The organism is Microcoleus sp. BR0-C5, from assembly GCF_036705045.1.
Lineage (GTDB): Bacteria > Cyanobacteriota > Cyanobacteriia > Cyanobacteriales > Microcoleaceae > Microcoleus.
In genome coordinates, this window is sequence record NZ_JAUBTR010000003.1 from 14,241 (window position 1) to 27,460 (window position 13,220).

15 protein-coding genes are annotated in these 13,220 nt (G+C 44.7%); 9 read left to right on the top strand and 6 right to left on the bottom strand.

What is annotated here, in order from left to right; all coding sequences use genetic code 11:
* Window positions 1-100: 100 nt before the first annotated feature.
* A complete protein-coding gene (locus QUB08_RS01835) occupies window positions 101-1,075 on the bottom strand; it encodes a cysteine synthase A (RefSeq protein WP_333222962.1) in 975 nt (324 codons plus the stop codon).
* Between the two features lie 155 nt (window positions 1,076-1,230).
* Here QUB08_RS01835 and QUB08_RS01840 point away from each other — a divergent pair, with 155 nt between their 5' ends.
* Complete coding sequence (locus QUB08_RS01840; protein WP_333222964.1) at window positions 1,231-1,842, top strand: lipase family protein; 612 nt, start codon at window positions 1,231-1,233, stop codon at window positions 1,840-1,842.
* A 21-nt stretch (window positions 1,843-1,863) separates the two neighbouring features.
* On the opposite strand, the gene QUB08_RS01845 is transcribed toward QUB08_RS01840, so the two are convergent.
* The gene (locus QUB08_RS01845; RefSeq protein WP_333222966.1) at window positions 1,864-2,448 is read right to left on the bottom strand and encodes a Uma2 family endonuclease; all 585 of its coding nucleotides are present in this window, start codon (window positions 2,446-2,448) and stop codon (window positions 1,864-1,866) included.
* A gap of 158 nt (window positions 2,449-2,606) precedes the next feature.
* Window positions 2,607-3,245 carry a peroxiredoxin gene (locus tag QUB08_RS01850; protein ID WP_006632618.1) on the bottom strand — a complete coding sequence of 213 codons (639 nt, stop codon included), beginning with the start codon at window positions 3,243-3,245 and terminating at the stop codon, window positions 2,607-2,609.
* A 160-nt stretch (window positions 3,246-3,405) separates the two neighbouring features.
* Between QUB08_RS01850 and QUB08_RS01855 the strand changes: the two genes are divergently transcribed.
* From QUB08_RS01855 to QUB08_RS01880, 6 genes are all read left to right on the top strand, one after another.
* On the top strand, window positions 3,406-3,681 hold the full coding sequence (locus QUB08_RS01855; protein ID WP_333222968.1) for a hypothetical protein: 276 nt from the start codon (window positions 3,406-3,408) through the stop codon (window positions 3,679-3,681).
* A 95-nt stretch (window positions 3,682-3,776) separates the two neighbouring features.
* On the top strand, window positions 3,777-4,139 hold the full coding sequence (locus QUB08_RS01860; RefSeq protein ID WP_333123269.1) for a cupin domain-containing protein: 363 nt from the start codon (window positions 3,777-3,779) through the stop codon (window positions 4,137-4,139).
* 547 nt (window positions 4,140-4,686) lie between these two features.
* Window positions 4,687-5,562, top strand: a complete 876-nt coding sequence (locus tag QUB08_RS01865) for a ChaN family lipoprotein (protein WP_333222970.1) — start codon at window positions 4,687-4,689, stop codon at window positions 5,560-5,562.
* Window positions 5,563-5,614: 52 nt separating this feature from the next.
* Window positions 5,615-6,865: an AAA family ATPase gene (locus QUB08_RS01870; RefSeq protein WP_333222971.1), complete on the top strand. Its 1,251-nt coding sequence runs from the start codon at window positions 5,615-5,617 to the stop codon at window positions 6,863-6,865.
* Window positions 6,862-7,506 carry a retron system putative HNH endonuclease gene (locus QUB08_RS01875; protein ID WP_333222973.1) on the top strand — a complete coding sequence of 215 codons (645 nt, stop codon included), beginning with the start codon at window positions 6,862-6,864 and terminating at the stop codon, window positions 7,504-7,506. Before QUB08_RS01870 ends, QUB08_RS01875 begins: the two co-directional genes overlap by 4 nt.
* Before the next feature lie 314 nt (window positions 7,507-7,820).
* Complete coding sequence (locus tag QUB08_RS01880; RefSeq protein ID WP_333222975.1) at window positions 7,821-8,402, top strand: NAD(P)H-dependent oxidoreductase; 582 nt, start codon at window positions 7,821-7,823, stop codon at window positions 8,400-8,402.
* A 509-nt stretch (window positions 8,403-8,911) separates the two neighbouring features.
* Here the strand turns inward: QUB08_RS01880 and QUB08_RS01885 are convergent.
* Both QUB08_RS01885 and QUB08_RS01890 read right to left on the bottom strand, forming a co-directional pair.
* Window positions 8,912-9,745 (bottom strand): inositol monophosphatase family protein, encoded by an 834-nt coding sequence (locus QUB08_RS01885; RefSeq protein WP_333222977.1) that lies wholly within the window; start codon window positions 9,743-9,745, stop codon window positions 8,912-8,914.
* 75 nt (window positions 9,746-9,820) lie between these two features.
* Window positions 9,821-11,254: a BCD family MFS transporter gene (locus tag QUB08_RS01890; protein ID WP_333222979.1), complete on the bottom strand. Its 1,434-nt coding sequence runs from the start codon at window positions 11,252-11,254 to the stop codon at window positions 9,821-9,823.
* A 141-nt stretch (window positions 11,255-11,395) separates the two neighbouring features.
* Here QUB08_RS01890 and QUB08_RS01895 point away from each other — a divergent pair, with 141 nt between their 5' ends.
* Window positions 11,396-12,340 carry an aldo/keto reductase gene (locus QUB08_RS01895; RefSeq protein WP_333223265.1) on the top strand — a complete coding sequence of 315 codons (945 nt, stop codon included), beginning with the start codon at window positions 11,396-11,398 and terminating at the stop codon, window positions 12,338-12,340.
* Window positions 12,341-12,517: 177 nt separating this feature from the next.
* On the opposite strand, the gene QUB08_RS01900 is transcribed toward QUB08_RS01895, so the two are convergent.
* Window positions 12,518-12,661: a hypothetical protein gene (locus QUB08_RS01900; RefSeq protein WP_333222981.1), complete on the bottom strand. Its 144-nt coding sequence runs from the start codon at window positions 12,659-12,661 to the stop codon at window positions 12,518-12,520.
* Window positions 12,662-12,663: 2 nt separating this feature from the next.
* Here QUB08_RS01900 and QUB08_RS01905 point away from each other — a divergent pair, with 2 nt between their 5' ends.
* The gene (locus tag QUB08_RS01905; RefSeq protein ID WP_333222982.1) at window positions 12,664-13,179 is read left to right on the top strand and encodes an isoprenylcysteine carboxylmethyltransferase family protein; all 516 of its coding nucleotides are present in this window, start codon (window positions 12,664-12,666) and stop codon (window positions 13,177-13,179) included.
* Window positions 13,180-13,220: the final 41 nt, after the last annotated feature.

A 13,220-nucleotide genomic window follows, 5' to 3' on the forward strand; every position in this document is an offset into this window, starting at 1 on the left:
GGGGATTTAGGGGGATCTAGACTCAGCTAAAAGCGAGATTTATCAAGGCTTTCAGGCGATTGTTGACAGCAATGGGCGAAAGCCTTTGTCCCTACTACGGTTAATCTGGTGACAAACCTTTGGAAGCCAACCATTGTCGATCGAACAAACGCGACTGATACCGAGCCCCGCCATCACAGAGTACCGTAACAATCGTATGTCCAGGCCCCATTTGCTTCGCCAAAGCCACAGCCGCCCCCACATTAATCCCCACAGAACCGCCCATAAACAGCCCTTCTTTCCTCAGCAGCTGGTAAATCACCCGGACAGCTTCAGTATCGTCAATTTGGATGGCGTCATCTACCGGGGCATTCTCCATATTTGCAGTCACGCGAGTCGTGCCAATTCCCTCAGTAATCGAACTACCTTCAGTCTTAATTTCCCCAGTTTTGAAATAACTGTAAAGCCCGCTGCCCATCGGGTCTGCCAAGACAATTCTCACAGCAGGATTTTTTTCTTTCAAAAACATTCCTACCCCAGCAAAAGTCCCGCCAGTACCAGTAGCTGTTACCCAAGCATCAATTTTCCCGTTTGTTTGTTCCCAAATTTCCGGGCCAGTTGTCTCGTAATGAGATCGGCGATTGGCTAAATTGTCAAACTGATTTGCCCAGACTGCATTCTCCATTTCTGCCGCCAATCTTCCCGACAATTTGACATAATTATTCGGGTCTTTGTAAGGAACAGCGGGAACAGTCCGAACTTCAGCGCCCAAGGTTTTCAAAGCATCGATTTTTTCTTGAGATTGGTTATCTGGAATCACAATCAAACATTTGTAACCTTTCGCGTTGCAAATGTGTGCCAAACCGATGCCTGTATTGCCCGCAGTGCCTTCAACAACAGTGCCGCCCGGTTTCAGCAAGCCTTTTTCTTCTGCGTCTTTGATGATGTATAAAGCAGCCCTATCTTTAACGGAACCGCCGGGATTGAGAAACTCTGCTTTACCGAGAATTTCGCAGCCAGTTTCATCGCTGAAGCTGTTTAAGCGAATTAGTGGTGTGTTGCCGATTGTGCCTACAAAGCCGTTTTTAATATCCATATTTTTTTGATTTTTGCCTGCTATATTTATAGAGTATCGCGAACAGACAAACATTATACGTCTAATTAGGCAAGAAAGAAGGTAGAATCTCAAGATATCTCAGAGGCAGCTAGCTCAACTCAAAGTTGAGAGGCTATACAAATTAGTAAGGTGTCATGGAAACTGTCATTTTAGTTAACGGTGTTGGACTTCGCGGTGCAGAAATGTTATTATTGCACTACCGTTTGCAAAAATACGGCTATCGAGTTAAACAATTTTCCCATGCTGCTTGGGGAAATTCATTAAAGCAAAATGTTACGTCTCTCCAAAAATTATTAGCAGCAGAAAAAGCTGATACTATCCACTTTGTCGGTCATAGTTTAGGTGGGCTATTAATTTACCTATTGTTTGACAACTTTCCGCAGCAACGTCCGGGAAGAATTGTTACATTAGGTACTCCCCATCAGGGTAGTAGCTTTGCTTGCAGATTGAGTCGCAAATTTTGGGGAAGATTTATCTTAGGACGCAGCCTCATGACAGGATTGTTCGATCGAATATTACCGCCACCCAATAGAGATGTGGGAATCGTTGCTGGTAATTTGGATATCGGTACTGGTTGGTTGTTGCGCTTGCCTCGTCCTAACGATAGTCTAATTGCAGTCGAAGAAACTCGCTGTACGGGTGTTCCAAAACATATTATTTTGCCTGTTTCCCATACCGGACTCTTGGTAGCACCCATCGTTGCGAAACAATGCTCCAGCTTCTTAAAAACTGGTCATTTCCTGTGATTTTATACCTGCGATTTCGCCTTACCAAATCTTGCTCATATTGAGTACGAATCCAGGCAAAACGGGGTCGCCGCTGACTGTCGCGGGATTTTCCAAACATTCCTCTGGCCAACCGGGACGGTAAATGTAAACTCTGCGATTTTTGCGGTCTATAAGCCAACCCAGCCGCACTTTTGGTTCTCTCATATATTCTTGCATTTTTTCTTGTAGCGGCTCTAAGTCCTCAAAATCCGGTCTGAGTTCAACTACAAAGTCAGGGCAAATCGGGGCAAACTTTTCTTGCTGTGCTTTTGATAAAGCATTCCACCTTTCTAGTTTAATCCAAGAAGCGTCAGGCGATCGCACTGAGCCGATCGATAAAGTAAATCCCGTACAAGAAGCAAAGCCAACGCCAGTTCCGTCTTCCTCTGTCCAAATGCCCAATTCTCCAGTTAAAATAGCATTGCGGTTGCTGCTGATTCCGCCAACAAGAGTCAACAATAGTATTTCTCCTCGCTGGTTGCGTTCAATTCGCAAGTTGCGATTCATTTGACAGAAGTCGAAAAACTCGTCCTCTGTCATTTGCAATTCTGGCAACATTCGCAATAGGATGGGAGATGACAGCATTTGGCATTTCCTCAAATCTAAATTGTTCTGACAAGATTGCAAAATTTATTGGTTGGTAGTGAGGAGTTCAGTCCTCAAAAATCTGGAAGGACTAAAGTCCTCACTACGAACCTGGAAGGATTAAAGTCCTATGCTGCGAACCGGTTTGTCAATTAAACCTATTTATTCGGCTGAGGAGTCATCCGCAAATAAGGCTTAATCGGCGTATAACCTTTAGGAAATTTCTCTTCCAACTCTTTCGGGTCGGTAATCGAAGGTACGATTACGCAATCGTCGCCATCTTTCCAATCAACTGGAGTCGCAACGCTGTATTTGTCCGTAAGTTGCAAGGAATCAATTACGCGCAAAATTTCATTAAAATTCCGACCAGTGCTAGCCGGATAAGTAATGCTCAAACGCAATTTCTTTTCCGGGTCAATCACAAAAACTGTGCGGATTGTTAAGTTGTTTAGCGAGTTAGGATGGATCATGTCGTAAATGTCGGAGACTTTACGATCGCCATCTGCTAAAATCGGATAATTGAGGGTGACATTTTGAGTTTCCTCAATATCTTTAATCCAGCCCATGTGAGAATCCACATCATCGACGCTGAGGGCAATGGTTTTGACGCCCCGCTTTTCAAATTCAGACTTTAGACGGGCCACTGCACCGAGTTCTGTGGTGCACACTGGAGTATAGTCTTTCGGGTGGGAAAACAACACGACCCAGCTATCCCCAGCCCAGTCGTAGAAATTGATTTCCCCTTCAGACGAAGCTTGGGTAAAGTTGGGAACTGTATCGCCTAATCGCAGAGTCATAACTGATTTCCTCTAATTTTATTTAAGGACTGTTCCTTATCATGCCATAATTGTCCGGTTTCTCGATAGAGCTGTAAAGGATTCTCAACTTTTTGGTCGCTCGATCGGCAATTCCACTACTGTAATGTATGTGTGGCTTCTAACGCTAAATTTTCTTGCTATGCTTTACTTTTTGTTTAAGGCAATACAGCCTGTTTTAGTCCCGCTGTGTTTTGTCTCCGCTTGGGGCTTAGTTTTTTTGCTGTGTTTGAGTGTCGGGCGTACTGTTTCCGACTCCCTGCGTCGAGCTCAGCGTATGCACCAAATCCCTTGTGCTAACTGCGTATTTTTTACCGGCGACTACCATCTCAAGTGTCCCGTTCAGCCTACAATAGCTTTATCTGAAGATGCGATCGACTGTCCTGATTATCGATCGCATTCGGGAACTTACGGTTAAAAAATCCGGCCGCCGCTTGACATATTTCTTAACATCTCTGGCTCTTTCAATTAAACTTAAGTTGTGGTAAAGAGATTTTCAGGAGTGTGGAAAAAATGCTAATTCAAAAGCTAAATGCCTGCGACGAGTTTATTGCTGGCGACGGTACTCAACTGCGAGAATTACTGCATCCAGACAAACAAGCTGTGGATTTGCGCTACAGTTTAGCCCACGCCGCTTTGCCAGCGGGACAAACTTCTGTGCTGCACTCCCTGACAACTTCAGAAGTTTACTACATCCTCAGCGGCGTTGGAGAAATGCACATCGACGACGAAAATCAATTCGTGGAAGCCGGAGATGCTGTTTACATTCCGCCAAACGCCAAGCAGTTTATTTACAACTGTGGCACAGAGCCGCTAATATTTATTTGTATCGTCGATCCCGCGTGGAGAAAGGAAGACGAGACAATTTTCCAGTAATTTTCTAGTTTTTCTCCTTTTATGCTCGTTACCAGGCTCTGCCCGGTAACGCATATCTAGAGGCTGTGCCTCTACTGCAAAAAACATCACAAACGGAAAATTTCTTTTAACAACAACAGCACCCAGCCATATGTACCGAGTGATTTCCTCTTTTTTAAACTTCGATGCGGAGTTGCAATAATCCTCGGATTCAGTTGCATTGCTCCCCTCTAATTATTTGAGGAAGTATCAGCTTTGTTGGTGGGTGCTGCTATTGTTTTTTGATGAGACAGATGTGAGATTAGACAGCGTTTTACTCCTTAGATTCTATTGTGAACTTCGCTGCGGTATCTAGATTTGGTATCTGTCGGAGAAGCTTTTTGTTCGCTTCATATTATTAATTTATCACCTTCTTTTAGAAGTGCAAGTACCTGCAACTAAACTTTACATTTTTAGAAGTAACGGCGGATGATTATGAAGTTAAATAAAGCATTGAGCTTTCTAGCTGCTCAGCTAGATAGTAGAGTTCGGCTGTGCTTGCTGCTGCGAGAAACGGCATAATATTTGTATGAAAACAACCAAACTCATCAAACTGTGCGCCTTATCGCTGAGTATCTTTCTACTGTGCAGCAGTGCAGTGACAGCGCAAACGACGGCGAACCCTCAACCTGGGCAAACTTACACTAACCAAGAGATTCTGCAACAGTTGGTAAAGGCAAAAGTCGTGTATCTGGGAGAAACCCACGATAGCGCAGAAGACCACCAAGCTCAACTAAAGATTATCCGAGAAATGCAGCGGCAAAATCGGAAAATTGCGATCGCGATGGAAATGTTTCAGCGTCCCTTTCAAAGTGCGATCGACAACTACTTAGCAGGTAAACTGACTGAGGAGCAATTAGTCGAGCAAACAGAGTACGATCGCCGATGGCGTTTTCCCTGGGAATCTTACGCCCCCATTTTGCGGTTTGCCCAAGAAAATCAACTACCTGTCCTCGCCTTAAATACACCATCCGAAGTAACGAGAAAAGTTGCCAGTCAAGGTTTAGAAAGCCTCACAGCCGAGGAAAAAAAGCACATTCCGCCAATATCCGAAATTCGCACCGACAACGCCGAATATCGGCAACTGCTGCTAGAAGTTTACCAGCAACACCAAAAGGCCGCACAGGGAAATAGTACGGCTTTTGAAAGATTCTTGCAAGCCCAAGTTTTGTGGGACGAAACTATGGCGGAAAAAATAGCTGAATTTGTCAAAGCAAACCCCGACTATCAAGTTGTGGTGTTGGCGGGGAAAGGACACATTATTTACGGTTACGGCATTCCCAGTCGCGTCGAGAGGCGTTTGGGAGTCGGGAATGTAAAAGTGCGATCGGTCTTATTTAATTCCAGTGAAAATCTTCCTTTGTCCGCAGATAGACCCATTGCTGACTTTATTTGGAAGCATTGATTTGATATGATCTCAAAAATATAACCCACTAAGCCAGAGGGAGAACCAAATCGTGAAAGTCAAGCGTCTAAAAATGAACTCATTCCGAGGCATCAGCGATTTGACCCTGGAGTTTGATACCGATGAGCCGACTGTGTTCATCGGTATCAACGGTGTGGGAAAATCCAGCATACTTGAGTGTTTGGCTATTCTTCTCTCCTGGCTGACCAAGCGAATTCAAACTCCCAATAGTAATGGACGTTCTTTCAACGAAGATGATATCAAAAAAGGATGGAAAGAAACTCACAACGAAATTACAATTTCAATCAATGACTGGGAAGTGGTATGGTCTTTAACCAAGGTCAGTAAAGGGCGAAGCAAGGATACTAGCAGCAATCTTGGGGACTTAAAAAGAGTTGTCGATCGCATACACAGTCAGTTAGATGCTAATTCTTACGCAGCATTGCCTCTGGCTGTTTACTACCCCACTAACCGTGCCGTACTTGATATTCCTTTGAAGATTAGGACGAAACATTCCTTTGAGCAGATAACTGTTTATGACGAGGTTCTCACGGGAGGGCAGATCGATTTTAGGCGCTTTTTTGAATGGTTTAGAGATCGGGAAGATTTAGAAAACGAATTACGACTAAATAATACTAATGAGTATCGCGATCGCGAACTAGAAGCAGTCCGATATGCGATCGCTAACTTACTAGACGGCTTTTCAAATTTACGGGTTAGGCGATCGCCTTTGCGAATGACTGCAGACAAACAAGGCGATGAACTGATCGTCAATCAACTATCCGATGGTGAAAAATGCTTGTTAGCACTAGCAGGAGATTTAGCAAGGCGTTTGGCGATCGCAAATCCGAATCCAGATTGCAATCCCCTTGAGGGTTCCGGCGTTGTTTTGATTGACGAGATTGAGTTCCACTTGCACCCAAAATGGCAACGGGCGATTATTCCGAATCTGAAAAAAACCTTCCCAAATTGCCAGTTTATAATTACGACTCATTCGCCACAGGTAATCAGCGATATCAAATGGGTTCATCTTTTGAGGTCAACATCTGAAGGAATTGCGATCGATCGAGTACCCTCCTTTGGGAAAGATAGCAATCGGATTCTAGAAACGCTTATGGCAACTCCCGAACGTCCGCAGGAAATTAAGGAAGATTTACGTGAATTGTTTCGCTTGATAGACAAGGGCGAACTCGGAAAGGCACGGCAATTTCGCCAAGATTTAGCAGACCAAATGGGAGAAGAAGATCCTGAATTTGTGAGAGCAGATTGGCTAATTCAACGCAAGGAAATTCTCAATAAATGAAATATATTCAAAAGGGGCAAGAACCTCAATTTTTTTCCGAATGGAAGGCTATACAGAAGCCTGCCGGCAACTATCATTACGAACATCTTCAAAACCCTCAGAGAGCCGCGGTACACATTTCTTTGCTAAGTGAACAAGGCTATATTTGCTGCTACTGCTGTAAGAGTGTTGACCAAAGTAATAGCCATATTGAACATCTAGACCCTCAGAGCAAGACTGATGCAGAATTATCTGTTGAGTACACAAATATGCTAGCTTCTTGTGGCCGAGATACAAATAAGCCAGGGTATCGTTGGCCAGAGTATTGTGGCAATAAGAAGGGGGATCTTGCGATCGCGGTTTCGCCACTACAAGCCAACTGTGAAGAATTTTTTAATTACTCTAACACTGGTCAGATACTGCCAACTGCAAATAATTTAGCTCATCAAAAAGATGCTCAAACAACCATTAAAGTTTTGGGACTCAATCATTATGACTTAACACAGGGACGAAAGCAAGCATTTGAAGCACTGGAAGGAATAACACAGGAAGAGGCAGAATTATTAGCTCAAGTTTGTCAACAAATGAATGCACAAGGGCGATACCAGCCTTTTTGTAATGCTGTTTTGTGTTTTCTCAAAAATTATTTTGGTGTTTCTTAAGTTGAATGTTACCCAAAGATTGCGCGATCGACCATCGGACTTAATATAAACTTTACCCCACCGCATCACCCGATCGCAGATTGCAGAAACTCGATGCACCAAGGCACACTTTACATATCGGTCATCCGTCGGTTATATTTACTACAAACCGCGCGCCCGGTGTGGGAGAGTCCTCAGTCACGCCTGCCCGGTTTTTTATTGGTGACTATTTATTTAACTAATATATATTAAGGAAAGAGACAGCGATCGCCTTCCTTTGCTAAAATTTGTATTGGAAATGTCAAGATTATCTTGTCAAAATATCAGGAAATACCGTGAACAATAGACCAAAAATACTCGCATTTGCCGGGAGTACCCGCGAAGCATCCTACAACAAACTGCTGGTAAAAGTTGCGGCGGCAGGGGCTACGGCGGCGGGCGCAGAAGTTACTTATGTAGATTTGCGCGATTTGCCAATGCCGCTATTTGACGAAGATTTGGAAGCAAAAGAGGGAATGCCAGAAAATGCCCGCAAATTGAAGGAATTGATGGTAGCGCATGATGGGTTTTTGATAGCTTCTCCTGAGTATAACAGTTCAATTACGCCTGTGTTGAAAAATGCAATCGATTGGGTATCGCGCCCAGCACCGGGTGAACCGGGATTGGTGGCATTTACTGGCAAAGTAGCGGTAATTATGAGTGCTTCCCCAGGCGGAATGGGCGGTTTGCGGGGATTGGTGCATTTGCGATCGATCCTGGGGAATATTAACGTATTGGTACTCCCGGATCAGAAAGCAATTCCCCAAGCTTTTGAAGCATTTAATGCTGACGGTACGATGAAAGATCCCAAACAGCAGGACGCTGTTGAGAATCTCGGTGCTAAGTTGTCTAATGTGCTGTCGAAATTAATCGCATGAGGCAATAAATTCATTTTGCAGTAGGGACACAGCAATGTTGTGTCCCTAATCCTAGTATCTGTTATTTTGCTGGCTGCATCAAGTGCGATCGCCAACCGCATAATTTTCTGAGTTTCTTCCCAGGTTTATTCTTGTATCTTCCCCCAGGCTAAGTCTTCGACATAGCCAATATACCACTCATCTACTTTTTTCCACACCGCAGTAAATCTATTTACCCTTGTGCCTCTACTTGAAAACGGGTATAATTTTATTCCATAGAGATAATAGCTACTGGAAAACTTACCACAAATTGTACCAGCACCGCATCACCCGATCGACGTAAAACAAAACCACCCGATCGCAGATTGGCAGAAATAGACAAGAGTAGACATACTTAAACCATCGGTCATCGGTCGGTATATTTCTTCCAAACAGCACGGCAGGCGTGGGAGACTCCTCCGTCACGCCTGCCCTGCAGTTTTATTTAATAATTGTTCGATTTCCTACGGGATAGCTTCGATTCACCTAAATTACCCCATTTTTTTCTTCTTCCAAGCCTCCACAAACGGCAAAAACACCGACACCAACTCCTGCCGATTCATCACCAAAGTCGGATAAGAAATCCTGCCGTAATTCTTCCCCACTTCCAGCGGAAAAATCCCCTGAGATTCCAGCGGTAGCCAAACCGCACCAGCAGCCTTCACAATTACCCAACTCCCGGCAATATCCCAAATTTTCGGAGTCGCTTCCACCCCTCCCATAGCCACACCCGAAGCCACAGTCAAAAAATTGTAACTAGCCATACCCAACATCCGAATTTTACTCGGAAGATGAGGCCCGATTCCCACACTTCTGGAACACAAATTAAAAATATGATTCCCGCTCATTTTATCAGCAGTGGGACAAATCGGCCGATTGTTCAAAAACGCACCTTGAGGCATATTTGCCAATACATTGTCGCCCGCCAAATCCCCTGCATAAAAACCGTGAAAAAACTGATTCACCGGCGGCAAATGCACGCAGCCAAAAACCGGAGTTCCGCGATACAATAAACCCAAAGAAATCCCCCAAATCGGAATTCCCCTAGCAAAATTAGTCGTAGCATCCAGAGGATCGACAACCCAACACCATTCATTATCTGGGAAAACGTGTTCTCCTTCCTCGCTCAAAATTCCGTGAGTGGGAAAAGCAGATGATATCGCACTTCTAATCTCCGCATCCGCCCAATTATCAGACTGCGTAACCAAACTCCCATCATCCTTCTCATCTGCTTGTGCAGAACCAAAATCTTTCAAAAACTGCTGGCCGACTGTCTTGAGAGTAGTCTGAGAAAAACTTAAAATTGAATCCCAAAAATCTTTCATTTGCTGTTTTTTTGTATTAAGGACTGAAGCCCTTGATTAACAAGAGAATGAGGACTAAAGTTCTCACTACAAACCTTAGTCTAATTCATTTTCCAGAATAGTGGCGATCGCACTTTTAGCATTATCCTGAAACTCCCCAACATCCACCCTACCCAACAGCCAAACAGCCAGAATCATACCCACCGCCGGCACAGCAAACACCAACCCGTAAGCCAACATCGGCACCCCAAACAAACTCCTGCCCAAATCCAAAATAGCACCGCCACTAATCGTCGCCACACCCCGCGCCATCGCCTGCGACAAACCCCAAGCGCCAATAAAAGTCCCAGCAGTTTCTGCAGCAGTCAAATCCAACATCAAACTCAGCGCACCAGTCGTCGTAATTCCCGAAGCAAAACCAAAAAACATTAAAGCCGACTTAAACACAATTGGATTACCAGTAAATCCAGATAAAATAATTAAACCAAAACAAGTCGCCACAGACAAACAGCCCAACCTAATCGTATTTTGTTTGCCAATGCGCGGCACAATTAAAAAACCAGTTGTAGCCAAACCGATTAGAGTACCAGTACCGTAAATAGCATTCAATCGCGTAGTTTCCGAAATCGACATTTTAAAAATTTCCCCGCCGTAAGGTTCCAAAACCGCATCCTGCATAAACAAGCAAATTGTCATAATCAGCAGGAAAGTAAAAAACAAACCAGTTTGGCGGCTAGCCGTCAAAATTCGCAGCGCACTTCCCAGAGTAATTTTATCTTCTCGATTCACTGCGGACGATCGCACCCCGTAGCGCGAATACTTTTTCTCAACCCCAAAAGTTGCAATCCCCACCAACAGCAAAACCAGCGCCGGCACCTTCACAAACAAACCGTTAATCGAAGCCTGCAAAACTTCCCGTGGCACATCCCCATCAATTTGCTTCAGCAAACCGCTGCTAACAATCGCCCCGATAATAATACCAACCATCAGCATCGACCACACCACACCCACCAACTTCGATCGATCTTCCTCATCCGAAACATCCACCAACAAAGCAGCAAAAGGAGTCGAACTCGAACAAATAGCAATGCCGTAAAGCGCAAAAATCAAACCCAACAAACCCACCCAACCGTAAGTAGGAGTAGTCCACCCCACAGCCTCCAAACTGCTGCCTAAGCGCCACATCACCTGTACCGCCAAAAAAGCAGAAATCACAAACAGAACCCCCCCCATCCACACATAACCTGTGCGGTGATGGCCAAACAAAGGCTTAGCATCAGACATTTGCCCAAACCACACCCTAGCCGGCGCCACAAACTGGTGCATAGCCAGCGTACCAGCCACCACAGTAGCCGGAATCGCCAACTCCTTAATCATCACGCGATTGAGCACCCCCAGGGTCAAAATCGACATCATGCCCAATCCCATCTGAAACAAACCCAACCGGAACATAGTCAGGAGGGTAACTCTCTTGATGGCAGGAGTCGCGGAATCTGTTAATCTTGAATCTGGTAAACGGTCGATCGACATAACTACTCAAATAAACACATCATTTGCACTTATAGTAACTGAGATATCGCCACCAGCCGCCTTTCCTCCCCCGGCTAGAAGCTCGATCGCGATTATTCATATAAAAATAATAGACAATAAAGAATTGTGGATTTACCAACCGTGACAACCATTACCCTAGGAAAAAATGGCCCAGCCGTCATTCCCCTGTGCGTCGGAACTTGGGCTTGGGGCGACAAACTATTTTGGAACTACGGCAGCAACTACGGCGCCGCCGAAGTCGAAGCAGCATTCAAAACATCCCTTGACAACGGAGTCAACTTTTTTGACACAGCCGAAGTCTACGGTAACGGCTTGTCAGAAGAATTACTAGGGCAGTTTATCAAAAAAACCACCCAACCCGTGCAAATAGCCACCAAATTCGGCCCCGTACCTTGGCGGATCACAGGAAAATCAGTTTCCGACGCTTTGAGTGCCAGCTTAAAACGCTTGCAAGTAGAACAAATAGCCCTCTACCAAGTGCACTGGCCATTCACTTTTTTACTCAGTCAAGAAACCTTGATGAACGCCTTAGCAGATGAAGTCAAACAAGGCAGAATTCAAGCACTAGGAGTCAGCAACTATTCAGTAGAACAGATGCGCCAAGCCCACAAAATACTAGCAGCCAGAGGCGTTCCCCTAGCAACAAATCAAGTCCGGTACTCCTTGCTGTCGCGGCAAGTAGAAAAACAAGGGATTGTGAGTGCAGCCCGCGAATTGGGAGTCACAATTTTAGCTTACAGTCCCTTAGCCCAAGGATTGCTCACCGACAAATACACAGCCCAAGAACCACCTACGGGAGCCCGCAAAATGGACTCCCGCTTCAGCAAAACTGGCCTCGAAAAAATTGAATTAGTCATGTCTACCCTGCGAAAAATGGGCAGAAAGCGCGATCGAACTCCCGCCCAAGTTGCCCTAAACTGGTTGATATGCCAAAACGGAGTCATCCCCATTCCCGGCGCGAAAACCGCCAAACAAGCCCAGGAAAATGCAGGCGCTTTAGGCTGGAATTTGAGCCAAGATGAAGTCAACCAACTAGAATTAATGACACGTCCTTGGCGAGAATAAATTTGTTAATTGTTGACTGTTGACTGTTGACTGTTGGTTTGGTTTTTAGCTGGTTCCCAGGCTCGGCCTGGGAACCGATGTCCAGAGGCTCTGCCTCACTTATGGACTAAAATGATGCATCGCTTCCGAAAATAAAATTGGAGGCAGAGCCGACGTTTAGGCATTACCAAGCCGAGCCTAATAACGAGTAGAAACAACAGTTAATTTCCTTCTTCCCTCTTCTTTCTTCCCTCTTCCCTCTTCCTTCTTCCTTCCATCCCTCTTTCTTGTATCCGTTACATCCGTTACAAAATCCGTTGCCGAACTTCCTTCTTCCTTCAATTATGAAAATATTAACTGACTGGGGTTTCACGCGCGAAGGCTGGCGCAACAACAGCCGCGGCGAATATTTAGTTTTGCTGCAAGGAGGATTGCTCACAGCATTTACACTCTTGCCAGTTTATCAACTGCCAGGATTAAAAATTCAATCAACCCAATTACTTTATATTATCTGGTTTATGGCCAGTATTCTCGGCTTAACCGGATTAATTTTCATCATCAAAGCATTGATAGACTTAGGAAAAAACCTCACACCTTTACCATATCCCAGAGAAGACGGAGAATTAGTCCAAACAGGCATTTACGGAATTGTGCGGCACCCATTATACAGTGGCTTAATTTTAGCAGCCCTCGGCTGGACACTTTTTCAAATGAGCATATCCCACTTAATAGTCAGCGCACTATTAATAATACTTTTCGAGATCAAAGCCAACCGAGAAGAAACCTGGTTAACCAAAAAATATCCAGACTATTCAGAGTACCGCCAAAAAGTCAAAAAACTAATTCCCGGAATCTATTAACAGTTCGATCTAAAAACCTCGCTGTCAACAGTCAACAGTCA

Bases quoted from the DNA above. Each gene is read 5' to 3' on its own strand.
- QUB08_RS01835 (WP_333222962.1), bottom strand. From the start codon at position 1,075: ATGGATATTAAAAACGGCTTTGTAGGCACAATCGGCAACACACCACTA.
- QUB08_RS01840 (WP_333222964.1), top strand. From the start codon at position 1,231: ATGGAAACTGTCATTTTAGTTAACGGTGTTGGACTTCGCGGTGCAGAA.
- QUB08_RS01845 (WP_333222966.1), bottom strand. From the start codon at position 2,448: ATGCTGTCATCTCCCATCCTATTGCGAATGTTGCCAGAATTGCAAATG.
- QUB08_RS01850 (WP_006632618.1), bottom strand. From the start codon at position 3,245: ATGACTCTGCGATTAGGCGATACAGTTCCCAACTTTACCCAAGCTTCG.
- QUB08_RS01855 (WP_333222968.1), top strand. From the start codon at position 3,406: ATGCTTTACTTTTTGTTTAAGGCAATACAGCCTGTTTTAGTCCCGCTG.
- QUB08_RS01860 (WP_333123269.1), top strand. From the start codon at position 3,777: ATGCTAATTCAAAAGCTAAATGCCTGCGACGAGTTTATTGCTGGCGAC.
- QUB08_RS01865 (WP_333222970.1), top strand. From the start codon at position 4,687: ATGAAAACAACCAAACTCATCAAACTGTGCGCCTTATCGCTGAGTATC.
- QUB08_RS01875 (WP_333222973.1), top strand. From the start codon at position 6,862: ATGAAATATATTCAAAAGGGGCAAGAACCTCAATTTTTTTCCGAATGG.
- QUB08_RS01885 (WP_333222977.1), bottom strand. From the start codon at position 9,745: ATGAAAGATTTTTGGGATTCAATTTTAAGTTTTTCTCAGACTACTCTC.
- QUB08_RS01890 (WP_333222979.1), bottom strand. From the start codon at position 11,254: ATGTCGATCGACCGTTTACCAGATTCAAGATTAACAGATTCCGCGACT.
- QUB08_RS01905 (WP_333222982.1), top strand. From the start codon at position 12,664: ATGAAAATATTAACTGACTGGGGTTTCACGCGCGAAGGCTGGCGCAAC.